The sequence below is a fragment of the Shinella kummerowiae genome (assembly GCF_009827055.1).
Taxonomy (GTDB): domain Bacteria; phylum Pseudomonadota; class Alphaproteobacteria; order Rhizobiales; family Rhizobiaceae; genus Shinella; species Shinella kummerowiae.
Window position 1 is genome coordinate 17,439 of the sequence record NZ_WUMK01000006.1, and the last position, 22,406, is coordinate 39,844.

Consider the following 22,406-nt stretch of genomic DNA (forward strand, 5'->3'; position numbering starts at 1 on the left):
TGCGATCCGTTCCGGCGTTCGCCGGTCGCTTGGAGCTACCGGCGAATTGTGGCCAAATCGGTATCAGTTGCCCGGCGTCCAGGCGTCATAGTCGCCGGTCACGCGCGGACGCTCGCCAGCAACGGCGATCGAGCCCGGCGGGCGGTAAGCCTGCGCGGTGCCGGTGCCGTTCGGACGGTGTGCCACCTGCCATTCGCGCGGCGTGTATTCTTCGTCAGCCGGCGAAACATCCGTGCGATGGTGCATCCAGCCGTGCCAGCCCGGCGGGATGGCGGAAGCTTCGGCATAGCCGTTATAGATCACCCAGCGGCGCGTGCGGCCTTCCGAATCCTTGGCAGTGCCCTGATAATAGACATTGCCCAACTCGTCCTGGCCGACCTTTTTGCCAAAGCGCCAGGTGTGAAAGCGGGTGCCGATCGTCTGACCGTTCCACCAGGTGAAAATCTGCTTGAGAAGGTTCATGGGCTGGCGTCCTTGGCAGGGCCATGCCGGAAGCGCGGCCCGAGACTGATAGTTCTACCCCGCTCATGGCGGGTGGTATTCTTCCGCTTATGGCGCGGTGAGGCCTGAATGTCCAGCGATTCCCGCGCGTTCGCACATGGCTTTTCGCCGCATTCAGCCGCCGAGCGGCTTCTCGTAGACATGCAGCGGCACGCCGGAAACATCATCCGCCGTGTGCTTTGCCTCGCCGACCTTGACGAAGCCATGTGCCGCATAAAAAGCCACCGCCGCGTCATTGCGCGGATCGACTTCGAGGATCATCGCATTGGCATCGGGAAAGCAGGTTTCCAGCTCGGCGAACATGTCGCGGCCGATGCCCTGACGCTGGTAACGCGGCAGCACATAGAGCTGGTGGAGCAGCACGGTCTTCGGCCGCTCCTTCGACATGGCCGCATAGCCCATGCCGGCCAGTTCCTTGCCGTTATCGGCGACGACGAATTCGGCCTCCTTGCGCTCCAGGCGGGCCTTCAACGCCGGCACGGCATGCCAGCGGGCGGTGATCTCGCTCACCTTGTCGGCACCGTAGAGCACGTCATAGGTGGCGTGCCACGTCTCGGCCAGAAGTGCGCTGACCTTCGCCAGATCCTGCGCGGAAGCCGTGCGGACGAAAAACATGGACGCTCCCCTCTGCCTTGAAGCAATTCCGGACGGAAAAACCGCTTCACAGTTTTCCTGGAATTGCTTCAGTCCTCGATGCCGAGCTTGGCCTTGACGAGGGCCTGTACGGCCTGCGGATTGGCCTTGCCGCCCGTAGCCTTCATCACCTGGCCGACGAACCAGCCGGCAAGTGTCGGCTTGGCCAGCACCTTGGCGACCTGGTCGGGGTTGGCGGCGATGATTTCGTCGACGGCCTTTTCGATGGCGCCGGTGTCCGTCACCTGCTTCATGCCGCGCGATTCGACGAGTTCTGCGGGGTTACCGCCTTCGTTCCAGACGATCTCGAACAGGTCCTTGGCGATCTTGCCGGAGATGGTGCCGTCCTTGATGAGATCGATGATGCCGCCGAGCTGATCGGGCGAAACCGGAGTCTCTTCAATGGCTTTGCCGTCCTTGTTCAAGGCACCCAAGAGGTCGTTGATGACCCAGTTGGCGGCAATCTTGCCGTCGCGGCCGGCGGCCACGGCCTCGTAATAATCGGCAATCGCCTTTTCGGAGACGAGCACCGAGGCGTCGTAGACCGACAGGCCGAGATCCTTGACGAAGCGGATCTTCTTGTCGTCGGGCAGTTCCGGCAGGTCGGCCAGCAGCTTGCCGACGAACTCGTTGTCGAATTCCAGCGGCAGCAGGTCCGGATCGGGGAAATAACGATAGTCGTGCGCGTCTTCCTTCGAGCGCATGGAGCGCGTCTCGCCCTTGCCGGGGTCGAACAGACGGGTTTCCTGATCGATCGAGCCGCCATCCTCCAGAATGCCGATCTGGCGGCGGGCTTCGTATTCGATCGCCTGGCCCATAAAGCGGATGGAGTTGACGTTCTTGATCTCGCAACGCGTGCCGAAACCTTCGCCCGGACGGCGCACGGAGACGTTGACGTCGGCGCGCATGGAGCCTTCGTCCATGTTGCCGTCGCAGGTGCCAAGATAACGCACGATGGAGCGCAGCTTCGTCATATAGGCCTTGGCCTCGTCCGACGAGCGCATATCCGGCTTGGAGACGATCTCCATCAGCGCGACGCCCGAACGGTTGAGGTCGACATAGGACATGGTCGGATGCTGGTCGTGCATCGACTTGCCGGCGTCCTGCTCGAGGTGAAGGCGCTCGATGCCGATCTCGATATCTTCAAAATTGCCCTGGCGATCCGGGCCGAGCGAGATGACGATCTTGCCTTCGCCGACGATCGGATCCTTGAACTGCGAAATCTGGTAGCCCTGCGGCAGGTCCGGATAGAAGTAGTTCTTGCGGTCGAAGATCGAGCGATGGTTGATCTGCGCCTTCAGACCCAGACCGGTGCGCACCGCCTGCTTGACGCACTCCTCGTTGATCACGGGCAGCATGCCTGGCATGGCGGCATCGACGAGCGAAACGTTGGCATTCGGCGCCTTGCCGAATTCCGTGGAGGCACCGGAGAACAGTTTCGAATTGGAAAGGACCTGCGCGTGCACCTCCAGGCCGATGATGACTTCCCAATCGCCGGTGGCGCCGGGGATGAAGCGTTTCGGATCGGGGGTACGGACGTCGACGAGGGTCATTTTCGGCTCTTGCTGTGCTGTCTTCGGTTGCTGTCTCGGTAGAACATATGGGCAGGCGGCGCAAGGTTTTCAGCGGGTGCGTCGCCCGGTCATTAGCCAAGTCGCAAGGATGACCGGCTAAAATCGGGCGATGAACACGACGACAACGCTTCTGATCATTTTCCTCCTCTTCAACGCCGTGACGTTCTGCCTCTTCTGGTGGGACAAGGACGCGGCGCGGGATGGCGGCTGGCGCGTTTCCGAAGCGCGATTGCTGCAATTCGCTTTTCTTGGCGGCAGCCTCGGTGCCGTCGCCGCGCAACGTCTGCTGCGGCACAAAACTCGCAAGGAACCGTTTCGCACGCACCTGATGGCGATCCTGATTCTGCACGTGGTTCTGGCCCCCGCGGCACTGATCTTCGGCCCTCCCCTATACCGCTTGCTGCACGCCGGCTGACGGTCATCCGGCCAGCCCGTGTTGACACACGGCATGATTCGTAACTATTATTGTTACATGAAAAGAAACAGCCGACTCTCCGCCGTACTTCACGCACTCATGCATATGGCCGAGCGCGAGGCGCCGATGACCTCGGACGATCTCGCGCTCTGCCTCGACACCAACGCCGTCGTCGTGCGGCGCACCATGGCCGGGCTTCGCGATGCCGGCATCGTGCAATCCGGCCGCGGCCATGGCGGCGGCTGGCATTTCGCGAAGCCGCTTGCCGATATTTCGCTGCTCGACATCTACAACGCGCTCGGTGAACCAATCGTCTTCCAGATCGGCCCAGCGACCGAAATGCCGGGCTGTGTGGTCGAACAATCCGTCAACCGGGTGATCGGCGATGCGCTGAAGGATGCGGAGGCAATCCTGATGGCGCGCTTTGCCGGCACGACATTGGCCGATCTCGCCGCCGATTTTCGGGTGGCGGCGAAACACTGCCGGGCCGATACCGGCTAACGGCCGCCAATTCCCAAGACCAGCATCGAACGACCGGCAGCCGCCGGGCGAACGATGCCGCACGTTCCAGAGAAAGGATCCACCATGACCGAAGATGCCATCATCATCGGTGGGGGCTTTGCCGGCCTCTCCGCCGCCCTGCAGCTCGCCCGCGCCCGCCGCCGCATCACCATTCTGGACACCGGCCTGCCGCGCAACCGCTTCGCCGCCCACTCGCACGGTTTCCTCGCGCAGGACGGCCGGCCGGGCGGCGATATCCTCGCCGACGCGCGCCGGCAACTTGCCGCCTACGAGACCGTCACGTTCCGGGATCTGCCGGCTGAGCGGCTGGAGGGCGAGCGGGATGCGTTTTCCGTTGTCACCGGCGATGGCGGGCGCATCGATGCGCGGCGTATCCTCCTCGCCACCGGCTTCGAGGATCAGTTGCCGGCCATTCCGGGCCTTGCGGAACGCTGGGGCAAGACGGTGCTGCATTGCCCCTATTGCCACGGCTACGAGGTTGGCGGCGGGCCGATCGGCGTGCTGGCGCGCACCGCCGAGGCCGCGCGCTTTGCGGCCGTCGTGGCGGACTGGGGCAATGTCACGCTCTTCACCAATGCGGTGCCGGAACCGGACGAGACAGACCTCGCGGTGCTTGAGGCACGCAATGTCAAACTCCGCCCCGGCCGCGTCACCGCCATCACGGACGGCCCCGGCGGCTTGCTTTCGGTCGAAACCGGTCCCGGCATCCCGACACTGGTCAAGGCGCTCTTTGTTGCTCCCGAGGCGCGGGTGCGCAGCAGCATCCCCGATGACCTCGACCTGACGCGGAAGGAAACGCCCATCGGCAACATCCTCCACACCGACGACACCGGCCAGACCTCCCTGCCCGGCCTCTATGCCGCCGGTGACATCGCGCTTGGCGCGGCAAACATATCGCTCGCCTCCGCCAATGGCGTGAAGACCGCCGTCTTCCTGCACCACTCGCTGATCTGGCCAACACATTGACCTTTGCGGACGTCCTCGGATAAGAGGAGGGCGTCCGCATATGGAGTTTTGATGTCCAACTCGTCTGAGACCTGCTGAGGACCCTGCCCGCTCAACAATGCGCGCAGGGTCGGAAAAACGATGCACCCTGCCACCCCATGGGTGGCGGAACGTTTTTTCGCGTTCATTCGAACGCCGGACGGATCTTTCAAGACAATGGACATTTCCCGCGCCGAACAGCGCATTCTCCACCTGCTCGCCCAGGGCGGCAGGATCGACATTGAAAAAGACGACGACCGCAAGATCATCACCGTCGCCTGCATCACGCGGGACGGCTGGCGGGCTGGCGGCCTCGATCTCGCGCTTTTCCGAAAACTGAAGCGCCGACGCTGCATCGCATCGTCCGGCGGCAGGCCCTATCGCATCACGCAACGGGGGCTGGTGCTGGTGCGATCGCAGCAGGACAACCAGTGAAGAACGGGAGGCGTGGCGAGAGCCGCGCCTCCCTTTCATGCCGCTTCCTTAAAACCCGCCCGGCCCATAACCGATCGGCGCATCGGCAACCAGTTGCCGGCGCAGGCCGACTGATTCCACATCGCGGTCGAGACGCTCCGAATAGTCGATCGAAAGCCAGTTCACCGAATAGCCGTGTTTCTGGAAGAATCCGACGGCGGCCGTGTTGCGCGCGTGGGTCTGGAGACGTGCCGCCTCGAAGCCGGCCTTGACGATCTCCTCTTCCATGGCGGCAAGCAAGGCGGCGCCAAGGCCCCTCTTCTGCTGGGGAGGATCGACCCAGAGATCGCTGATCTCGTCATCCAGCGCCTCACGCGACGCCCAACCGGCCAGGACACCCTCGGCCTCGACGACACTCACCCGCAACCACTTTTCCGTCAGAAACTGCTGGAAGGCGTTGCGGGCATGCTCGCTTCGAACCTGAAGATCGGCGACGCCGACGACAGCCTGTCCCCAGGCCCTGACGCCGATCGCAATCAGCTCAGGCACATCGTCCTCGCGGGCATTGCGAACAGTGATCATACGGGCGCCCCTTCCTGCGCCATGAAAGCACTGCGCACGCGACTTGGCGAGGGAGACGAAAGGCTATCCACGGAGATGATGGGGGCGACTTGCCACCCTTGAGGCGCCATGGCTCTCCACCGTCTTCCTCGGGTCGGGCCGGAGGGTGACGGAGGGAATGGAGCGGGCCTTTCCAAAACGAAACCGCCCGGCCTTGTGGGCCGGGCGATCCCTTACTTGTCGCGGAGCTGGACGAGGTCGTTCATCAGACCCGCCGTCCCGTTGTGGATGGTCAGGCGCTCCACCTTGCCGGCGATGGCTTCGAGAGCCTCTAGCTCCTTCAGCCGCAGCATCACCGGGTTCTCCGCCATCACCTTTGCCGTGTTGAGCAGCGAACGCGTGGCGTTCGTTTCCTCGCGGCGGCGGATGACGTTGGCTTCGGCCTGCTTTTCCGCGGCGACGACCTGGTTGAGGATATCGCGCATCTCGCCCGGCAGGATCACGTCCTTGAGCTCGATGGCCGAAACCTCGACACCGATCGCCGCCATGTCGGCGCGCACCTTCTCGGCGGCCTCCGCGTTGACCGTCACCTTGCGTTCAAGGATCTGGTCGAGCGTCAGCGTGCCGAGCGTCTGGCGGAAGGCGAACTGCAATGCCCGGTACAGGGCATCGGAGAAATCCTTCACGTCGGACACCGCCTTCAGCGGGTCGACCACGCGGTATTCGGCCGCGATGTTCACCCGGATCGTCACCTTGTCACGGGTGAGCAACTCCTGGCCCGTCACGTCGAGCGACTGGCGCTTCAGGTCGACCACACGCACCTGGATCGTCTTGCCGACGTTCCAGAAGGCATGCATGCCCGGCTCCAGCATGCGCTGGTGCGTGCCGTCGACGAAGAGCAGACCGACCTGACCATCGTTGACGAGGAAGGCCGTCGTCAGCTCCGTGCGGCGGGCCCGCGTCAACCGACGCATCAGCTCCGGGTCGATGTCGAGCCGGTTCGTGAGGTCGACGCGCGTCTCGGTCCACGGGCCGGCCGCGTTCCAGACGACGAGCTTCTGGTTCGGCGCGAGCACCGCATGCAACTCGCCGTCGCGCTCGACCACCGCCACCTCGCGGCTGCCGGTCCGGAAGACCGTCAGTTCGCGCGCCGCCACCTCCGGGAGCCTGTCGAACAACGGCTTCTCGTAGGCCGAGGCAAAGGCCGGCCGGTTCACGTCGTGGCGCTCCACCTCGAGCATGCCGCGGCGATTCGGCAGGGTGTGTTCACCCGGTCCGAAAATGCCGAGCACCTCTCCCCTGTAGAGGGCGAGCACCCGTTCGTTTGCCTTCACGAGGACGCGCTGGCGCCCCAAAATCATATCGAGAAACATCGTCATTGGTCTTGCTCCTTCGGGTCATACGCTACGTCACGAACCGATCTTCCTTTCGTTTCTGGTTTCGACTGCCACCGGCGAAGGATTTCCCCTGCCAGTTCCCTTGAAACCCCTGATCGCCCGGGGAACCTGCGGGCGGGGCATGCAAATAGTGATCCGAGAACCGGATGACGGCCATCGGCGGCGGGTTTTCGGGAGAGGACCTTGCGGCCTTTCGGCGGGCTCGGGAACACTGGGCTCCCTTGCTGGCCTGAAGGCAGCTTGGCCGTCACCGGCAACCGGACCGCAAACGTCCGGCGTCGGGCTTTCCGGGTTTCCCCGGTCCGCCGTCCGCAGTCCGGTCCCCGGACCGGATATCGAGACAGCTTGGAAGGCTGTTTGGAGAAGGATTCGAACCTTCCACAGTCAGATTAACAGTCTGATGCTCTACCACTGAGCTATCCAATGGAGCAGACAACGGGAATCGAACCCGCGACCTCCGGAGAAAATGTCCGGTGCTCTACCGCTGAGCTAGGTCCGCAAACCGGTCTTTCTGGTGCGGCATCCGTACACGACGACGGCAGGGCCGCCTCGCGCGGGAGGAGCGGAAAACTCCATCCGTTGACATCCGCACTGGCTGAACGACCGGGAGGGCGCGTTTATTCTCAACTTATGCGGGGATCAAGCGGAAAAGGTGCGGACACGCCTCACGTAGCGGCATGTGTTGCCGTGACGACACGATCTCCGTGCTGGCTTGATAGCGGAGCCACCCCCTCATCCGACCCTTCGGGCCACCTTCTCCCCGGTGGGGAGAAGGAGAAACGAGATGTTTGCGATCCTCCCCTTCTCCCCAGCGGGGAGAAGGTGCCGGCAGGCGGATGAGGGGGATGCTTGCCAGAATCGATCGACGTTACCTGCCCCTTACCACCACTTGTTCGGCGTGAAGCGGCCAGCGGCCTTTTCGATGACATGCGCGGTCTTGAAGAGGATTTCCTCCTCGAAGGGCTTGCCGATGAGCTGGAGGCTGAGCGGCAGGCCCTTGTGGTCGAGGCCGGCGGGAACGGACAGGCCCGGCAGGCCCGCCATGTTCACGGTGACGGTAAAGATGTCCTGGAGATACATCTTGACCGGATCGGACGCGAGATCCTCGTCGGCAATGCCGAAGGCGGACGATGGCGTGGCGGGTGTCAGGATCGCATCGACGCCGGCATTGAAGGCGAGTTCAAAGTCGCGCTTGATCAGCGTGCGAACCTTCTGCGCCTGGAGGTAATAGGCGTCGTAATAGCCGGCCGACAGCACGTAGGTGCCGATCATGATGCGGCGCTTGACTTCCGTACCGAAGCCCGCGGCGCGGGTCTTCTCGTACATGTCAACGATGTCCTTGCCATCGACACGCAGGCCGTAGCGCACGCCATCGTAGCGGGCGAGGTTCGACGAGGCTTCGGCCGGCGCGACGATGTAGTAGGCCGGCAGCGCGTATTTCGTGTGCGGCAGCGAGATATCGACGATCTCGGCACCGGCGTCCTTCAGCCAGGCAATGCCCTGCTGCCAGAGCGCTTCGATCTCTTCCGGCATGCCGTCCACGCGGTACTCGCGCGGGATGCCGATGCGCATGCCCTTCAGCGACTGGCCGAGCGAGGCTTCGTAATCCGGCACCGGCAGATCGACGGACGTCGTGTCCTTGGAGTCGACGCTGGCCATCGACTTCAGAAGAATTGCGGCGTCGCGCACGTCACGGGCGATCGGGCCGGCCTGGTCGAGCGACGACGCGAAGGCGGCGATGCCCCAGCGCGAGCAACGGCCGTAAGTGGGCTTGATGCCGACGGTGCCGGTGAAGGCGGCGGGCTGGCGGATCGAGCCACCGGTATCCGTCGCAGTGGCGCCGGCGCACAGGAACGCGGCAACGGCCGCGGCCGAACCGCCGGAGGAGCCGCCCGGCACGAGGTCGAGGTTGGAGCCCGTGGCGCGCCACGGGTTCTTGACCGGGCCGTAATAGGAACTCTCGTTGGAGGAGCCCATGGCGAACTCGTCCATGTTGAGCTTGCCGAGCATGACCGCGCCGGCGTCCCACAGGTTCTGCGTGACGGTCGATTCGTATTTCGGCTTGAAGCCATCGAGGATGTGGCTGCAGGCCTGCGTGTGTATGCCTTCGGTGGCAAACAGGTCCTTGATGCCGAGCGGAATGCCCTCAAGAGCACCGGCCTTGCGGGCGGCGATGCGGCCATCCGAGGCCTTCGCCATGTCGCGCGCCTTTTCCGGCGTCACGGCGACATAGGCGTTGAGCGCCCCGTTCGCCGCATCGATCGCGCCGAGATAGGCATCCGTCAGTTCGACGGCGGTGATCTCCTTGGCGCCCAGCTTTTCGCGGGCTTCGGCAATGGTCAGGCGGGTCAGATCGGTCATGGTGCGGTCACTTCGGGTCAGGCAGCGAGAAGCTGCTTTTGGTAAAAGACGGAAAACGGTGAATCCGGGTAGTCGAGCACGGGTCCGCAGCGGGAAAAGCCCGCCTTCTCGTAGATCGCCCAGGCCGCCGGGTGCTGGTCGCCGGTTTCGAGCACGAGCGTTTCCAGCCCCTCCCGTTCGGCAACGCCCTGGATCTCGCCGAGAATGCGCCGGCCGATGCCCTGCCCCTGCCAGGCCGGCCGGGTGAACATGCGCTTCACCTCGCCCACCGTCTCGGAATGGCGTTTCAGCGCGCCGCAGCCGACCACGGTGTCGCCGTCGCGGGCAATCCACACAGTGACGGTCGGCTCGGCCATCTGCTCGACGGTGAGGTGATAACAGGCCTCCGGCGGCGAGAGCGCGAGCAGGACCGTGTTCAGCTCCGCAATCAGCGTGCGAACCTCATCCTGCAACGGGCTTTCGACGGCGATAGTGACGGCCAAGGATTACTCCACAACCTTCGGAACCTGGAAGAAATTGCGGTCGGACGCCGGCGCATTGGCGACGATGTCCTCGGCCTTGCTGCCGTCATTGACGAGGTCATCGCGCTTGCGCATCACCATCGGCGTGACGGACGTCATCGGCTCGACGCCGTCGACATTCACTTCGGAAAGCTGCTCGACGAAGCCGAGGATGCCGTTCAGTTCGCCGGTCATGCGGCTTGCCTCTTCCTCGCTGACGGCGATGCGGGCAAGGCGCGCGACGCGCTTCACGGTGGCTAGATCTACGGACATGGGTGGTCTCCGATAGGAAATTTCCTACTCGCTATACTGACCAAGCCCAAGGGGCGCAACGGGGGAATGGCCCCTTCCACGCCCCTCGCCCCGTTTTCCGGCACTCAGCGCGACACGGCGTTGCCGACGCCCGGCACCTCGATCTTCGACGGCGCACCATCCATCGCCTGCACGAAAAGATCCGCCGTCTGGTCGATGATGCCGAATGAACCGTAATGGCAGGGGATGACGGTATCGAACTTGAAGAAGCGTTGGCAGGCAAGGGCAGCGACGGCACCGCCCATGGTGAAACGATCACCGATCGGCACGAGGCCGATTTCCGGCTGGTGCAGTTCGTGGATCAGCGCCATGTCGGAGAAGATATCCGTGTCGCCCATATGGTAGAGCGTCGGGTCCTCCTCGAAATGCAGGACGAGACCATTGGCACTGCCGAGTGAATGGGAGACACCGTCTTCGGTGATCTGCGCGGAGGAGTGCAGCGCGTTGACGAAGGTCGTCGAAAAGCCGTCGAAATGCACGGTGCCGCCCGTGTTGCCCATATCGACCTTTTCCACGCCCTTGGCGCCGAGCCAGGCAGCGAGGTCGGCATTGGCCAGCACGGTTGCGCCGGTTTCGCTGGCGATCTTGATCGTATCGCCGACATGGTCGCCGTGGCCGTGGGTGAGGAGAATGTGCGTGAGGCCGGCGACGGCATCCTTGCGGGTCGATTCGTCGAAGGCCGGATTGCCAGTGAAGAACGGATCGATGAGGATTCGAGCCTTGGCGGTTTCGATCCGGAAGGCCGAATGGCCGAGCCAGGTGATCTTCATGACGTTTCTCCTGTTATGAGTCGCTTCGCAATATAGAAGCGGTGAATGACGTTTCCATCCATCTCGAGATCGTTATAAGCGTGGCGACAGAGATGGAGCAACGCCCGGCAACCCGCCGATGACGCGTCATCCACGCAAGGAGCCGCCATGAGCGACGACGATTACATCTATGACGAAGCCACCGGCGAATGGCGCCCGGCCTCCGAGATCGCAGCCGCGAAAGCCGCGCAGAACGTGGTGCGCGATGCCAGCGGCACCGTGCTTTCCGATGGCGATTCGGTCGTGCTCATCAAGGACCTGAAGGTGAAGGGTGCCGGCCAGACGCTGAAGCAGGGCACGGTGATCAAGACGATCCGCCTCACCGACAACCCGGAAGAGATCGACTGCCGGCACGATGCCATCAAGGGCCTGGTGCTGCGCACGGAATTCGTCCGCAAACGCTGAGAAGGGTTTTCCATGGCAACGCTGACACTGGAAGAACTGTCGGAAATCCTCGCCCCCGGCCAGCCGGTTGCCGGCCTCGACCTCGGCACGAAGACCATCGGCCTGTCGGTTTCCGATCTCGGCCGGCGGCTGGCCACACCCCGGCCGGTGCTGAAGCGCGTGAAGTTCACGCAGGATGCGGAACTGCTGCTGGCCTTCGCGGCGAAGGAAAAGGTCGTCGCCTTCGTCATTGGCCTGCCGGTGAACATGGATGGCAGCGCCGGTCCGCGCGTCCAGGCGACACGCGCTTTCGTGCGCTCGATGAGCGAGAAGACCGACATTCCTTTCGTCTTCTGGGACGAACGGCTGTCGACGGTGGCGGCGGAACGCACGCTGATCGAGATGGATGTGTCGCGCAAGAAGCGGGCCGAGCGCATCGACTCGGCGGCCGCCTCTTTCATTCTTCAGGGCGCGCTGGACAGGCTTTCGTCTCTCGCCAGAACGGCCGGCGACGACTGACGGCGGGCCTGCCACCAGGCAAGGATCTGCTTGCGGCGGCGGAATGCGATGATGCCGAGCACCAGGAAACTGTCGACGATGATGGCGCGCAGCACGAGCGGCGGCAGGTCTTCCGGCGGAATGCCGAGGATGTGGCCATAGATCTGGAACACCAGATCATGCGCATCGCGCGTCAGCATGAAGAAGCCGAAGCTCATGTCGTAATAGGAAAGCCCGTACCAGCTGCCGAGCAGCGCGATCGGGCCGGCCCAGAGAATCAGGAACCACTTCATGCGGTCCTCCTCTTCATTGCGAGCAGGTCACCGGCCGCGAAGATCATCTCGCTCACCGCCACGCTGCCGACAAGCACGAGCAACGGCACGGCGATATCCACCGCCACAAAGCAAAATAGGGTCGTCATGACCGAAATCCGGGCCGTTCTGGCCATATCCAGCACTCGCTCGCATGGTTAACACCAAGTGAATGGCACCTTCCCCCGTTAACCCTCTTTGCGCAACGTAAACCCTTCATTAAGGTTAATTTCCACATGGCCGCCGGTGGAGCCTGCCCTTGCCATGCCTGCCAATGCGTGGAATGAGCAGCGATCCTTTCCAGCCGATCCGGTATCATGCTCACCATCTTCGAAAGCATCCTCCCCGTGTTCCTGCTCGTCGTGCTGGGAACGCTGCTCAAGCGCTGGCGGCTGATCGATCGCGACATGTGGAACGGGCTCGAACAGCTTGGTTTCTTCGTTCTGTTTCCCTGCCTTCTGTTCACGACGCTTGCCAAGGCGGAGTTTTCCGGCATTGCCGCAGGCGATATCGCGATCGGCTCCATCGGCTCTGTTACCTTCATCGCGCTGCTATTGGCGTTGGCCTGGCCCCTCTTTCGGCTCGCCGGCGTTTCGGGTGCGTCGTTTACGTCCGTCTTCCAGACCTCGACGCGCTGGAATGCCTTCATCGCGCTGGCGATCGGCGAAAAGCTCTATGGCGCGCATAGCCTCGCGCTCGTCGCGCTCGTGGCGACGCTGATCATCATCCCCCTCAATTTCTACAATATTGCCGTCCTTGTCTGGTTCGGCGGCGGCACGCGGAGCCTCAAGACCTTTGCGTATAAAATCGTCACCAACCCCATGATCATCGGCTCGGTTCTCGGCGTCGCGGTTAACCTCATGGGTATCCGGATCTATGATCCGCTGATGCAGGCGACCGAGCTTGTCGCGGACGCCTCGCTCAGCCTCGGCCTCATCATGGTCGGCGCCGGGTTGAAGCTTGCCGATGCCTTGCGGCCCCGGCCGCTTGCGGTGCTGCCCGTGGTCATGAAACTTGTCTTCATGCCGCTGGTAATGACGGGGGCCGCCTATGCGCTCGGCATGCGCGGCGAACCGCTGTTGACCATCGCCATGGGCGCCAGCGTGCCGACGGCGATGAACGGCTATGTGCTGGCCAAGCAGATGGGGGGCGATGCGCCGCTTTACGCCGCCGTGGCGACGCTCCAGACCATCGCGTCGTTCTTCACCATCCCGATGGTGCTGGCGGCAACGGCCTATCTCGCAGGCGGATAAAGCAGGTCGACGATATAGGCCGAATCGAAGCGCGAATCGAGCATGCCGTAGGTCGAGCGCCAGCCGGAGGCGAGGCGCGTTTCCAGGAAGGCATCCGCCACGCGGCCGGCACCGGCGCGGTAGAGTTCGGCAGCCGCAGCGGCCAGCGCCAATTGCTCGACGAGCATGCGGGCGGCGCCCTCGTCCCGCTCGCAGAGCGACAGGGCGGCACGCAGCACGTCCACCGTCTTCTTCCCGGCCGGACCGAGATCGCGGGCAAGGCCGGCGAAGAGCATTTCGAACAGGTCCCTGCCCCGGCTGATCACGCGCATGAGATCGAGCGCCATGACATTGCCCGAGCCCTCCCAGATCGCGTTGACCGGTGCCTCGCGGTAATGCCGGGCGATCGGACGCTCCTCGACATAGCCGCTGCCGCCGATGCACTCCATCGCCTCATAGATCAGCGCCGGCGCGATCTTGCAGCACCAGTATTTGGTGACCGGCGTCATGATACGGGCATAAGCGGCGTCTTCGGCACTGTCGCGCGCCCTGTCGAAGGCCTCCGCCAGGCGGAAGGAAAGTGCCGTGGCACCCGCGACGTCGAGCGCCATGTCGGCGAGCACGCGCGTCATGATCGGCTGGGCGACGAGCGGTTTGCCGAAGACGCTGCGACCGCGCGTATGGTGCACCGCCTCGGCCAGCGAAGCGCGCATCATGCCCGACGAGGCCAGCGCGCAATCCAGCCGCGTCAGCGTCACCATGTCGAGGATGGTGCGCACACCCGCATCCGGTTTGCCGAGCAGGAAACCGAACGTATCGGAGAACTCGACTTCCGACGACGCATTCGAGCGGTTGCCGATCTTGTCCTTGAGGCGCTGGAAACGCAGGCCGTTGGAGACGCCGTCCTCCAGCAGGCGCGGCACGAGGAAGCAGCCGATGCCCTCGCGGGTCTGCGCCAGCATGACGAAACCGTCGCTCATCGGCGCGGACATGAACCATTTGTGGCCCGTCAGCCGGTAGATGCCCTCGCCGACGCGCTCGGCCGACGACGTGTTGGCGCGCACATCCGTGCCACCCTGCTTTTCCGTCATGCCCATGCCGATGGTGACGGCGCTCTTCTGCATGGCGGGCTTGTTGGTCGAATCATATTTGCGCGACAGGATTTTCAGGCCCCATTCGCGCTGCACCTGCGGCGAGGCGGAAAGCGCCGCAACCGAGGCGCTCGTCATCGTCAGCGGGCAGAGATGGCCGCATTCGAGCTGCGCGGTGAGATAGAAGCGCACGGCGCGCGCCTTGTGCGCCCTGCCCTGCTCGTCGGCCACGTTCTCCCACAGCGAGGAGTGCAGGCCGGTCGCCATGGAGCGGCGCATCAGCGCGTGCCAGGCCGGATGGAAATCGACGACGTCGAGCCGCTCGCCACGCGGACCGTGGGTGCGCAACTGCGGTACGCCGACATTCGCCATGCGGGCGAGTTCCTGCGCCTCCGGCGAGGTCACGTAGCGGCCAATCGCATCGAACTCGTCGCGCAGGCCCTTCGGCATCGCGTCGGTGGCGTCGACCAGCAACGGGTCGGAGCGATAGGCATTGATGCCCGACCAGAGCGGCGGCTGGTTGAGATCGGCAAATTTCTGTTCGGTGTCGCGAGTCATGAGCGGGTTCTAGCTTAAGTCGCGGGCGGGCGAAACGGGGCGTTCGGCCCTGCGGCACCGTTGCAAGCACAAAAGCGTGGGAATGCTCGAATGCCCGGCCGCTTCGCCTTGCGGCAGTGGAACCGACGCTCTATAGACCCCGCGTATCCAACGACAGTTGAGGCGGAGTTTTATGGACTTCTTTCCGCATCGCCACCTTCTCGGCATCAAGGGTCTGACCGAGCAGGACATCACGCTTCTGCTCGACCGCGCCGACGAGGCGGTGAAAATCTCCCGCCAGCGGGAAAAGAAAACGTCGACGCTGCGCGGCCTGACGCAGATCAATCTGTTCTTCGAAGCTTCGACCCGCACGCAATCCTCCTTCGAGCTTGCCGGCAAGCGGCTGGGCGCCGACGTGATGAATATGTCGGTCAGCAATTCATCCGTGAAAAAAGGCGAAACGCTGATCGACACGGCGATGACGCTGAACGCCATGCATCCGGATGTGCTGGTGGTGCGCCACTCCTCCGCCGGTGCGGCGGCCCTTCTGGCGCAAAAGGTCTCCTGTTCGGTGGTCAATGCCGGTGATGGCCAGCACGAGCACCCGACGCAGGCGCTTCTCGACGCGCTGACCATCCGCCGCGCCAAGGGCAAGCTTTCACGCATCATCGTGGCGATCTGCGGCGACGTGCTGCATTCGCGCGTCGCGCGATCGAACATCCTGCTGCTCAACGCCATGGGTGCGCGCGTGCGCGTCGTCGCTCCGGCAACGCTTTTGCCCTCGGGCATCGCCGACATGGGCTGCGAAGTCTATCATTCCATGGCGGAAGGCCTGAAGGATGCGGATGTCGTGATGATGCTGCGCCTGCAGCGCGAGCGTATGTCTGGCGCCTTCGTGCCGTCGGTGCGCGAATACTTCCACTATTACGGCCTCGATGCTGAAAAGCTGAAGGCCGCTAAGGAGGATGCACTTGTCATGCATCCGGGTCCGATGAACCGCGGCGTCGAGATCGCCTCGGACATCGCCGACGGGCCGCAGAGCGTCATCGAGCAGCAGGTCGAGATGGGCGTCGCCGTCCGCATGGCCGTGATGGAAACGCTTCTCCTTTCGCAGAACCAGGGACCCCGCGCATGACCCGCACGACCGTCCTCAAGAACCTTCGCATCCTCGACCCGTCGCGCAACATCGACGAAAACGGCTCGATCGTCATCGAGAACGGCCGGATCGCCGCCATCGGCAGTGGTGCGCAGAACCAGGGCGCGCCGGAAGGTGCTGCCGTCGTCGACGGTCGCGGCCTGATCGCCGCTCCCGGCCTCGTCGATGCGCGTGTCTTCGTCGGCGAACCCGGCGGCGAACACCGCGAGACGATCGAATCCGCCTCCCGCGCCGCCGCCGCCGGTGGTGTCACGACCTTCATCACCATGCCGGACACCGATCCCGTCATCGACGATATCGCGCTGGTCGAATTCGTGCTGAAGAACGCCCGCGACAAGGCAATCGTCAACATCCACCCGGCCGCGGCGCTCACCAAGGGGCTGCACGGCGAGGAGATGACCGAGTTCGGCCTGCTCCAGGCCGCCGGCGCCGTCGCCTTCACCAATGGCCGCAACCCGATGCACAATGCGCAGGTGCTGCGCCGGGCGCTCACCTATGCGCGCGAATTCGGCAGCGTCATCGCGCTCGAGACCCGCGACAAACATCTCGGTGCCGGCGGCGTGATGAACGAGGGCCTGCTGGCCAGCTGGCTCGGACTGTCCGGCAGCCCGCGCGAGGCCGAACTGATCCCGCTCGAACGGGATCTGCGCATTGCCGGCCTGACGCGCGGAAAATACCATGCGGCGCAGATTTCGGTGCCGGAATCGGCCGAGGCCGTGAAGAGCGCCCGCGAGCGCGGCGCGAACGTCACCTCCGGCATCTCGATCAACCACCTGACGCTGAACGAGAACGACATCGGCGAGTATCGCACCTTCTTCAAGCTTTCCCCGCCGCTGCGCGGCGAGGACGACCGCAAGGCGATGGTCGATGCGCTTGCCAAGGGCGATATCGATATCATCGTCTCCTCGCATGACCCGCAGGATGTCGACACCAAGCGCCTGCCTTTTGCTGATGCGGCGGATGGCGCGATCGGGCTTGAGACCATGCTGGCCGCGGCCCTCCGGCTGCATCACAGCGGTGAAGTGCCGCTGATGCGGCTGATCGATGCCATGTCGACACGTCCGGCAAAGATTTTCGGACTCGACGCCGGCACGCTGGCACCGGGTGCGCGCGCCGATATCGTCATCATCGATCCCGACGAGCCCTGGCTTGCCACCAAGGATCACTTCGTTTCACGCTCGAAGAACACGCCCTTCGAAGATGCCCGCTTTACGGGACGCGCGGTTAGCACCTATGTTGCCGGCGAACGGGTGCATTCGCTGGCCTGATACATTCCGGGGCGGAAGGGACGCCGCCCCGCATCGGTCCTGCCGGCATCCGCTGCCATGAAATCTCGGGGGAGAACCACGTGTCCGATATCTTTACCTGGCAGCTCGGCACGGTGCCGACGCTTGCCGCCCTCGCCTTCGGCTATCTTCTCGGCTCCATCCCCTTCGGCCTGATCCTTACCTGTATGGCGGGGCTCGGCGACGTGCGCCAGATCGGCTCCGGTAACATTGGCGCGACCAACGTGTTGCGTACCGGCAACAAGAAGCTTGCCGCGGCAACCCTGCTGCTCGATGCCTTGAAGGGTACCGCCGCCGCCGCCATCGCCTCGCGCTGGGGCCTCGATGCGGGCATCGCCGCCGGCTTTGCGGCCTTCATGGGCCACCTCTTCCCGGTCTGGCTCGGCTTCAAGGGTGGCAAGGGTGTTGCGACCTATGTCGGCCTGCTGCTCGGGCTCGCGCCCGTCATGCTCGCCGTGTTTGCGGCAGTGTGGATCGGCCTCGCCTATCTGACCCGCTATTCCTCGCTTTCGGCCCTGGTTGCAACTGCGGTATCGCCGGTTGTATTGTGGTTTCTCGGTCACGAGAAGGTGGCGCTGCTGTTCCTCGTCCTGACCGTCATCACCTGGTGGAAACACCGCGCCAATATCAGCCGGCTGATGAACGGCACCGAGAGCAAGATCGGCAGCAAGGGATAGCCATGGACGACCGCAGCGCAGGGGCACGGGGAATTGCGCTGACGGAAAGACAGAGGATCGCCTGGCTGCGGCTGATCCGCAGCGACAATGTCGGGCCGGTCACCTTCCGCGACCTTATCAATCATTTCGGCAGCGCCGAGACGGCGCTGGAGATGCTGCCGGAACTCTCGCGCCGCGGCGGCGCGTCGCGCGCCATCCGCGTGGCCAGCAAAGCCGAGGTCGAACGCGAGCTGGAGATTGCCGATCGGCACGGGGCAACCTTCGTCGGGATCGGTGAGCCGGATTACCCGCCGCTGCTGCGCCAGATTGCCGGTGCGCCGCCGCTACTTGCGGTCAAAGGCAACCGTAAGGTCGCGACGGCACCGGCCGTTGGCATTGTCGGCGCGCGCAACGCCTCGATCTCCGGCATGAAATTCGCCGGCATGCTGGCGCGGGAGATCGGCCGTGTGGGCTATACGATCGTCTCGGGCCTTGCCCGCGGCATCGATACCGCCGCCCACCGCGCAAGCCTCGACACCGGCACCGTCGCTGCCATGGCCGGCGGCCTCGACAAACCCTATCCGCCGGAAAACATCGGACTGCTCGACGAACTCACGGCCGGCGCCGGTCTTGCGGTGAGTGAAATGCCGTTTGGCTGGGAGCCCCGCGCGCGAGACTTTCCCCGCCGCAACCGGCTGATTGCCGGCATGTCGCTCGGTCTCGTCGTGGTGGAGGCGGCGGTGCGCTCCGGCTCGCTGATCACGGCGCGCAATGCGGCCGACTTCGGCCGGCTGGTGTTTGCGGTGCCCGGCTCGCCGCTCGATCCGCGCTGCGAGGGCACGAACGGCCTGCTCAAGGACGGCGCGACGATCATCACCACGCCGGAGGATGTGCTGGAAGGTCTGCGGCCGCTCTCGGAACCGGATCTCTTCACGCAGCAGCCGGGCGCCGGTGAGCCTGTGGATGATGGATCGCCTAGCTTGAGGCTTCCGCCGAGCGATGGCGAGCGGGAGCGCATTGCGGAGGCCTTGAGCCAGGTGCCGGCCGAGATCGACGAAATCATCCGGCATACCGGCGTCGGGGCATCGACCGTCTACCTTGTCCTTCTAGAACTTGATCTTGCCGGCCGCCTTGAGCGGCATGCCGATGGCCGGGTCTCGATGGCCGCGAATTGACATCGGCCGCAAGCCGGCGAGGATGTCTCCGGCTTCGACATAGGCCATCTCGATCATGTAGCGCAGCATGTCGGCGCCTTCGTTGTTGGCGACGGTGCGCAGTTCGCCCAGCATCTGGCGAATGTAGGCGATGTTTTCTTCTGCCGTATGCGGCGGAAGGGGGGCTCGGGCTGGTTTCTGGTTCATGGCTTGTCCGTTGCGTCCATGAGGAGAATCACCATTAGGTTGCAATTCCTACACCTAGAAGACGATACAACGAATATTTAGAATTGCAACAACCGAATGAGCTACTATTGGTTGCATTGCGTTGTATCCTACTAATTTCCGTCCCACCTCTTGACCCGAACGCTTTCACTGTTCATGTCGAAGCACGACTTTTTGGCGCAATGCGCCCGTTTCGCCGCACTTCCAAGCGTGCGGTGCCCGATACCAGAGAAATGAAGATGACAGTTGTAGTTGTGGAATCGCCTGCGAAGGCCAAGACGATCAACAAGTATCTTGGCCCTGGCTATACCGTGCTCGCCTCCTTCGGCCATGTGCGCGACCTGCCCGCCAAGGACGGCTCCGTGCGCCCGGACGAGGACTTCGAAATGTCCTGGGAAGTGGACAGTGCCTCGGCCAAGCGCATGAAGGACATTGCCGACGCGGTGAAAGCCTCCGACGGCCTCATCCTCGCGACCGACCCGGATCGTGAAGGGGAAGCGATCTCCTGGCATGTGCTCGACGTACTCAAGAAGAAGAAGGTGCTGGGCGACAAGCCGGTCAAGCGCGTCGTCTTCAACGCCATCACCAAGGCCGCCGTGCTCGACGCGATGCGCAACCCGCGCGACATCGACACGCCGCTGGTCGACGCCTATCTCGCCCGCCGCGCGCTCGACTATCTGGTCGGCTTCAATCTGTCGCCGGTGCTCTGGCGCAAGCTGCCGGGCGCACGCTCGGCCGGCCGCGTGCAATCGGTGGCGCTTCGCCTGGTCTGTGACCGGGAATCCGAGATCGAGCGTTTCGTATCGGAAGAGTACTGGAACCTCTCCGCCCTGCTGAAGACACCGCGCGGCGACGAGTTCGAGGCCCGCCTCGTGTCCGCCGAAGGCAAGCGCCTGCAGGCGCGGTCGATCGGCAACGGCGAAGAGGCGAATACTCTCAAGGCGCTGCTGGACGGGGCCGCCTATCGCGTCGAAAGCGTCGAAGCCAAGCCGACCCGGCGCAATCCGGGCCCGCCGTTCACGACCTCCACCCTGCAGCAGGCTGCATCGTCCAAGCTCGGCTTCTCGGCGTCGCGCACCATGCAGGTCGCGCAGAAGCTCTATGAAGGCATCGACATCGGCGGCGAGACGGTCGGTCTCATCACCTATATGCGTACCGACGGCGTCCAGATGGCGCCGGAAGCCATCGATGCTGCCCGGCGCGCCGTCGCCAGCCAGTTCGGCGAGCGCTATGTGCCGGAAAAGGCCCGCTTCTATTCCACCAAGGCGAAGAACGCCCAGGAAGCGCACGAGGCGATCCGCCCGACCTCCTTCGATCGCACGCCCGACCAGGTGAAGCGTTTCCTCGACCCCGACCAGTTGCGGCTCTATGACCTCATCTGGAAGCGCGGCATCGCCAGCCAGATGGCGTCCGCCGAAATCGAGCGCACGACGGTCGAGATCGAGGCCGACAATGGCGGCCGCAAGGCCGGGCTGCGCGCCACCGGCTCGGTCATCCGTTTCGACGGCTTCATCGCCGCCTATACCGACCAGAAGGAAGACGGCGAGCAGTCGGACGACGGTGACGAGGACGGCCGCTTGCCGGAGATCAACGCCCAGGAGACGGTCGCCAAGCAGAAGGTGAACGCCACCCAGCACTTCACCGAACCGCCGCCGCGCTACTCCGAAGCGACGCTGATCAAGAAGATGGAAGAGCTCGGCATCGGCCGGCCGTCGACCTATGCCGCGACGCTCGCCACGCTGCGCGACCGCGAATATATCCTCATCGACAAGCGCAAGCTGATCCCGGAAACCAAGGGCCGCCTGGTCACCGCCTTCCTGGAAAGCTTCTTCACCCGTTATGTCGAATATGACTTCACGGCCGATCTCGAGGAAAAGCTCGACAAGATCTCAGCCGGCGAACTCGACTGGAAGCAGGTTCTCCGCGACTTCTGGAAGGACTTCTTCGCCCAGATCGAGGACACCAAGGAACTGCGCGTCACCAACGTGCTCGACGCGCTCAACGAGGAACTGGCCCCGCTCGTCTTCCCGAAGCGCGAGGACGGCAGCGATCCGCGCATCTGCCAGGTCTGCGGCACGGGAAAACTCTCGCTGAAACTCGGCAAGTTCGGCGCATTCGTCGGCTGCTCGAACTATCCGGACTGCAACTTCACCCGCCAGCTGTCCGCCGATAACGGTTCGGATGCGGAGGCGAGCGCCTCCAACGAACCGCAGAGTCTCGGCAAGGACCCGCATACCGGCGAAGAGATCACGCTGCGCTCCGGCCGTTTCGGGCCTTACGTGCAGCGTGGCGATGGCAAGGAAGCCAAGCGTTCGAGCCTGCCCAAGGGGTGGACGCCGGCGAGCATAGACCACGAGAAGGCGCTCGCCCTGCTCTCGCTGCCGCGCGATATCGGCCAGCATCCGGAGAGCGGCAAGATGATTTCCGCCGGCCTCGGCCGCTATGGCCCGTTCCTGCTGCACGACGGTGGTTATGCCAACCTGGAGACCGTCGAGGACGTGTTCTCGATCGGCCTCAACCGCGCCGTGACCGTCATCGCCGACAAGGCGTCGAAGGGTCCGGGCGGGCGTTCGCGCGGCACACCGGCGGCGCTGAAGACGCTGGGCGATCATCCGGATGGCGGCCCCATCACCGTGCGGGACGGCAAGTACGGTCCCTATGTGAACTGGGGCAAGGTCAATGCCACCCTGCCGAAGGGCAAGGCGGCCGACAGTGTCACGATGGAAGAGGCGCTCGTGCTGATCGCCGACAAGGCCGGCAAGACGCCAGCCAAGGGCAAGGCCAAGGCCGCCAAGACCACGAAGGCGAAGTCCGACGGTGCCAAGGCCGCCAAGCCGAAGGCAAAGGCGGCGGCGAAGCCCAAGACCGCATCCAAGGCAAAGAAGGCCTGACG

At 64.0% G+C, this 22,406-nt stretch carries 25 protein-coding genes and 1 tRNA gene; 12 read left to right on the forward strand and 14 right to left on the reverse strand.

The window, feature by feature from the left end; translation table 11 throughout:
• Positions 1 to 63: 63 nt before the first annotated feature.
• From GR138_RS16185 to gatB, 3 genes are all read right to left on the reverse strand, one after another.
• Positions 64 to 462, reverse strand: a complete 399-nt coding sequence (locus GR138_RS16185; protein WP_160860300.1) for an NADH:ubiquinone oxidoreductase subunit NDUFA12 — start codon at positions 460 to 462, stop codon at positions 64 to 66.
• 153 nt (positions 463 to 615) lie between these two features.
• Positions 616 to 1,116, reverse strand: coding sequence for a GNAT family N-acetyltransferase (locus tag GR138_RS16190; RefSeq protein ID WP_160860301.1), 501 nt, complete (start codon positions 1,114 to 1,116; stop codon positions 616 to 618).
• 68 nt (positions 1,117 to 1,184) lie between these two features.
• Entirely contained in the window at positions 1,185 to 2,687 is a 1,503-nt protein-coding gene (gene gatB / locus GR138_RS16195; RefSeq protein WP_160860302.1) for an Asp-tRNA(Asn)/Glu-tRNA(Gln) amidotransferase subunit GatB, read from the reverse strand.
• Between the two features lie 130 nt (positions 2,688 to 2,817).
• Here gatB and GR138_RS16200 point away from each other — a divergent pair, with 130 nt between their 5' ends.
• From GR138_RS16200 to GR138_RS16215, 4 genes are all read left to right on the forward strand, one after another.
• A complete protein-coding gene (locus GR138_RS16200; RefSeq protein ID WP_160860303.1) occupies positions 2,818 to 3,123 on the forward strand; it encodes a DUF1294 domain-containing protein in 306 nt (101 codons plus the stop codon).
• Positions 3,124 to 3,180: 57 nt separating this feature from the next.
• The gene (locus tag GR138_RS16205) at positions 3,181 to 3,624 is read left to right on the forward strand and encodes an Rrf2 family transcriptional regulator (protein ID WP_160860700.1); all 444 of its coding nucleotides are present in this window, start codon (positions 3,181 to 3,183) and stop codon (positions 3,622 to 3,624) included.
• 84 nt (positions 3,625 to 3,708) lie between these two features.
• Positions 3,709 to 4,611: an NAD(P)/FAD-dependent oxidoreductase gene (locus GR138_RS16210; protein ID WP_160860304.1), complete on the forward strand. Its 903-nt coding sequence runs from the start codon at positions 3,709 to 3,711 to the stop codon at positions 4,609 to 4,611.
• 195 nt (positions 4,612 to 4,806) lie between these two features.
• A complete protein-coding gene (locus GR138_RS16215; RefSeq protein WP_160860305.1) occupies positions 4,807 to 5,064 on the forward strand; it encodes a YjhX family toxin in 258 nt (85 codons plus the stop codon).
• A gap of 48 nt (positions 5,065 to 5,112) precedes the next feature.
• On the opposite strand, the gene GR138_RS16220 is transcribed toward GR138_RS16215, so the two are convergent.
• The 7 genes from GR138_RS16220 to GR138_RS16250 form a co-directional block, all read right to left on the reverse strand.
• Positions 5,113 to 5,625 carry a GNAT family N-acetyltransferase gene (locus GR138_RS16220; RefSeq protein ID WP_160860306.1) on the reverse strand — a complete coding sequence of 171 codons (513 nt, stop codon included), beginning with the start codon at positions 5,623 to 5,625 and terminating at the stop codon, positions 5,113 to 5,115.
• 212 nt (positions 5,626 to 5,837) lie between these two features.
• Positions 5,838 to 6,983, reverse strand: a complete 1,146-nt coding sequence (locus tag GR138_RS16225; protein WP_160860307.1) for a slipin family protein — start codon at positions 6,981 to 6,983, stop codon at positions 5,838 to 5,840.
• 442 nt (positions 6,984 to 7,425) lie between these two features.
• Positions 7,426 to 7,500 (reverse strand) — tRNA-Lys (locus tag GR138_RS16230).
• A 380-nt stretch (positions 7,501 to 7,880) separates the two neighbouring features.
• On the reverse strand, positions 7,881 to 9,362 hold the full coding sequence (gene gatA, locus GR138_RS16235; RefSeq protein WP_160860308.1) for an Asp-tRNA(Asn)/Glu-tRNA(Gln) amidotransferase subunit GatA: 1,482 nt from the start codon (positions 9,360 to 9,362) through the stop codon (positions 7,881 to 7,883).
• 17 nt (positions 9,363 to 9,379) lie between these two features.
• Positions 9,380 to 9,844: a GNAT family N-acetyltransferase gene (locus GR138_RS16240; RefSeq protein WP_160860309.1), complete on the reverse strand. Its 465-nt coding sequence runs from the start codon at positions 9,842 to 9,844 to the stop codon at positions 9,380 to 9,382.
• A 3-nt stretch (positions 9,845 to 9,847) separates the two neighbouring features.
• Positions 9,848 to 10,135, reverse strand: coding sequence for an Asp-tRNA(Asn)/Glu-tRNA(Gln) amidotransferase subunit GatC (gene gatC, locus GR138_RS16245; RefSeq protein ID WP_160860310.1), 288 nt, complete (start codon positions 10,133 to 10,135; stop codon positions 9,848 to 9,850).
• Between the two features lie 104 nt (positions 10,136 to 10,239).
• The gene (locus GR138_RS16250; protein WP_160860311.1) at positions 10,240 to 10,944 is read right to left on the reverse strand and encodes a metal-dependent hydrolase; all 705 of its coding nucleotides are present in this window, start codon (positions 10,942 to 10,944) and stop codon (positions 10,240 to 10,242) included.
• 147 nt (positions 10,945 to 11,091) lie between these two features.
• On the opposite strand from GR138_RS16250, the gene GR138_RS16255 reads away from it, so the two are divergent.
• On the forward strand, positions 11,092 to 11,388 hold the full coding sequence (locus GR138_RS16255; RefSeq protein WP_160860312.1) for an alkylphosphonate utilization protein: 297 nt from the start codon (positions 11,092 to 11,094) through the stop codon (positions 11,386 to 11,388).
• A gap of 12 nt (positions 11,389 to 11,400) precedes the next feature.
• The gene (gene ruvX, locus GR138_RS16260) at positions 11,401 to 11,886 is read left to right on the forward strand and encodes a Holliday junction resolvase RuvX (RefSeq protein ID WP_160860313.1); all 486 of its coding nucleotides are present in this window, start codon (positions 11,401 to 11,403) and stop codon (positions 11,884 to 11,886) included.
• Here ruvX and GR138_RS16265 read toward each other — a convergent pair.
• Positions 11,832 to 12,158 carry a DUF6105 family protein gene (locus GR138_RS16265; protein ID WP_160860314.1) on the reverse strand — a complete coding sequence of 109 codons (327 nt, stop codon included), beginning with the start codon at positions 12,156 to 12,158 and terminating at the stop codon, positions 11,832 to 11,834. The genes ruvX and GR138_RS16265 overlap by 55 nt on opposite strands.
• Positions 12,155 to 12,286: a hypothetical protein gene (locus tag GR138_RS30820; RefSeq protein ID WP_276508796.1), complete on the reverse strand. Its 132-nt coding sequence runs from the start codon at positions 12,284 to 12,286 to the stop codon at positions 12,155 to 12,157. Before GR138_RS30820 ends, GR138_RS16265 begins: the two co-directional genes overlap by 4 nt.
• Before the next feature lie 207 nt (positions 12,287 to 12,493).
• Here GR138_RS30820 and GR138_RS16270 point away from each other — a divergent pair, with 207 nt between their 5' ends.
• The gene (locus GR138_RS16270; protein WP_160860315.1) at positions 12,494 to 13,429 is read left to right on the forward strand and encodes an AEC family transporter; all 936 of its coding nucleotides are present in this window, start codon (positions 12,494 to 12,496) and stop codon (positions 13,427 to 13,429) included.
• On the opposite strand, the gene GR138_RS16275 is transcribed toward GR138_RS16270, so the two are convergent.
• Positions 13,411 to 15,057, reverse strand: a complete 1,647-nt coding sequence (locus GR138_RS16275) for an acyl-CoA dehydrogenase family protein (RefSeq protein WP_160860316.1) — start codon at positions 15,055 to 15,057, stop codon at positions 13,411 to 13,413. The two genes, GR138_RS16270 and GR138_RS16275, sit on opposite strands and share 19 nt — an antisense overlap.
• A 172-nt stretch (positions 15,058 to 15,229) precedes the next feature.
• On the opposite strand from GR138_RS16275, the gene GR138_RS16280 reads away from it, so the two are divergent.
• The 4 genes from GR138_RS16280 to dprA all read left to right on the forward strand — a co-directional run bounded on the left by GR138_RS16280 (position 15,230) and on the right by dprA (position 19,309).
• Positions 15,230 to 16,171 (forward strand): aspartate carbamoyltransferase catalytic subunit, encoded by a 942-nt coding sequence (locus tag GR138_RS16280; protein WP_160860317.1) that lies wholly within the window; start codon positions 15,230 to 15,232, stop codon positions 16,169 to 16,171.
• Positions 16,168 to 17,460 (forward strand): dihydroorotase, encoded by a 1,293-nt coding sequence (locus GR138_RS16285; protein WP_160860318.1) that lies wholly within the window; start codon positions 16,168 to 16,170, stop codon positions 17,458 to 17,460. Before GR138_RS16280 ends, GR138_RS16285 begins: the two co-directional genes overlap by 4 nt.
• An 89-nt stretch (positions 17,461 to 17,549) precedes the next feature.
• Positions 17,550 to 18,155, forward strand: a complete 606-nt coding sequence (plsY, locus tag GR138_RS16290) for a glycerol-3-phosphate 1-O-acyltransferase PlsY (protein ID WP_338091114.1) — start codon at positions 17,550 to 17,552, stop codon at positions 18,153 to 18,155.
• A gap of 2 nt (positions 18,156 to 18,157) precedes the next feature.
• Positions 18,158 to 19,309, forward strand: coding sequence for a DNA-processing protein DprA (gene dprA / locus GR138_RS16295; protein ID WP_160860320.1), 1,152 nt, complete (start codon positions 18,158 to 18,160; stop codon positions 19,307 to 19,309).
• Here the strand turns inward: dprA and GR138_RS16300 are convergent.
• Positions 19,241 to 19,495 (reverse strand): hypothetical protein, encoded by a 255-nt coding sequence (locus GR138_RS16300; RefSeq protein ID WP_160860321.1) that lies wholly within the window; start codon positions 19,493 to 19,495, stop codon positions 19,241 to 19,243. The two genes, dprA and GR138_RS16300, sit on opposite strands and share 69 nt — an antisense overlap.
• Before the next feature lie 257 nt (positions 19,496 to 19,752).
• Here GR138_RS16300 and topA point away from each other — a divergent pair, with 257 nt between their 5' ends.
• A complete protein-coding gene (gene topA / locus GR138_RS16305) occupies positions 19,753 to 22,404 on the forward strand; it encodes a type I DNA topoisomerase (RefSeq protein WP_160860322.1) in 2,652 nt (883 codons plus the stop codon).
• Positions 22,405 to 22,406: the final 2 nt, after the last annotated feature.

Coding starts and splice junctions, on each gene's coding strand:
- GR138_RS16185 (WP_160860300.1), bottom strand. CDS start 462: ATGAACCTTCTCAAGCAGATTTTCACCTGGTGGAACGGTCAGACGATC.
- GR138_RS16190 (WP_160860301.1), bottom strand. CDS start 1,116: ATGTTTTTCGTCCGCACGGCTTCCGCGCAGGATCTGGCGAAGGTCAGC.
- gatB (WP_160860302.1), bottom strand. CDS start 2,687: ATGACCCTCGTCGACGTCCGTACCCCCGATCCGAAACGCTTCATCCCC.
- GR138_RS16200 (WP_160860303.1), top strand. CDS start 2,818: ATGAACACGACGACAACGCTTCTGATCATTTTCCTCCTCTTCAACGCC.
- GR138_RS16205 (WP_160860700.1), top strand. CDS start 3,181: ATGAAAAGAAACAGCCGACTCTCCGCCGTACTTCACGCACTCATGCAT.
- GR138_RS16210 (WP_160860304.1), top strand. CDS start 3,709: ATGACCGAAGATGCCATCATCATCGGTGGGGGCTTTGCCGGCCTCTCC.
- GR138_RS16215 (WP_160860305.1), top strand. CDS start 4,807: ATGGACATTTCCCGCGCCGAACAGCGCATTCTCCACCTGCTCGCCCAG.
- GR138_RS16220 (WP_160860306.1), bottom strand. CDS start 5,625: ATGATCACTGTTCGCAATGCCCGCGAGGACGATGTGCCTGAGCTGATT.
- GR138_RS16225 (WP_160860307.1), bottom strand. CDS start 6,983: ATGACGATGTTTCTCGATATGATTTTGGGGCGCCAGCGCGTCCTCGTG.
- gatA (WP_160860308.1), bottom strand. CDS start 9,362: ATGACCGATCTGACCCGCCTGACCATTGCCGAAGCCCGCGAAAAGCTG.
- gatC (WP_160860310.1), bottom strand. CDS start 10,135: ATGTCCGTAGATCTAGCCACCGTGAAGCGCGTCGCGCGCCTTGCCCGC.
- GR138_RS16250 (WP_160860311.1), bottom strand. CDS start 10,944: ATGAAGATCACCTGGCTCGGCCATTCGGCCTTCCGGATCGAAACCGCC.
- GR138_RS16255 (WP_160860312.1), top strand. CDS start 11,092: ATGAGCGACGACGATTACATCTATGACGAAGCCACCGGCGAATGGCGC.
- ruvX (WP_160860313.1), top strand. CDS start 11,401: ATGGCAACGCTGACACTGGAAGAACTGTCGGAAATCCTCGCCCCCGGC.
- GR138_RS16265 (WP_160860314.1), bottom strand. CDS start 12,158: ATGAAGTGGTTCCTGATTCTCTGGGCCGGCCCGATCGCGCTGCTCGGC.
- GR138_RS30820 (WP_276508796.1), bottom strand. CDS start 12,286: ATGACGACCCTATTTTGCTTTGTGGCGGTGGATATCGCCGTGCCGTTG.
- GR138_RS16270 (WP_160860315.1), top strand. CDS start 12,494: ATGCTCACCATCTTCGAAAGCATCCTCCCCGTGTTCCTGCTCGTCGTG.
- GR138_RS16275 (WP_160860316.1), bottom strand. CDS start 15,057: ATGACTCGCGACACCGAACAGAAATTTGCCGATCTCAACCAGCCGCCG.
- GR138_RS16280 (WP_160860317.1), top strand. CDS start 15,230: ATGGACTTCTTTCCGCATCGCCACCTTCTCGGCATCAAGGGTCTGACC.
- GR138_RS16285 (WP_160860318.1), top strand. CDS start 16,168: ATGACCCGCACGACCGTCCTCAAGAACCTTCGCATCCTCGACCCGTCG.
- dprA (WP_160860320.1), top strand. CDS start 18,158: ATGGACGACCGCAGCGCAGGGGCACGGGGAATTGCGCTGACGGAAAGA.
- GR138_RS16300 (WP_160860321.1), bottom strand. CDS start 19,495: ATGAACCAGAAACCAGCCCGAGCCCCCCTTCCGCCGCATACGGCAGAA.
- topA (WP_160860322.1), top strand. CDS start 19,753: ATGACAGTTGTAGTTGTGGAATCGCCTGCGAAGGCCAAGACGATCAAC.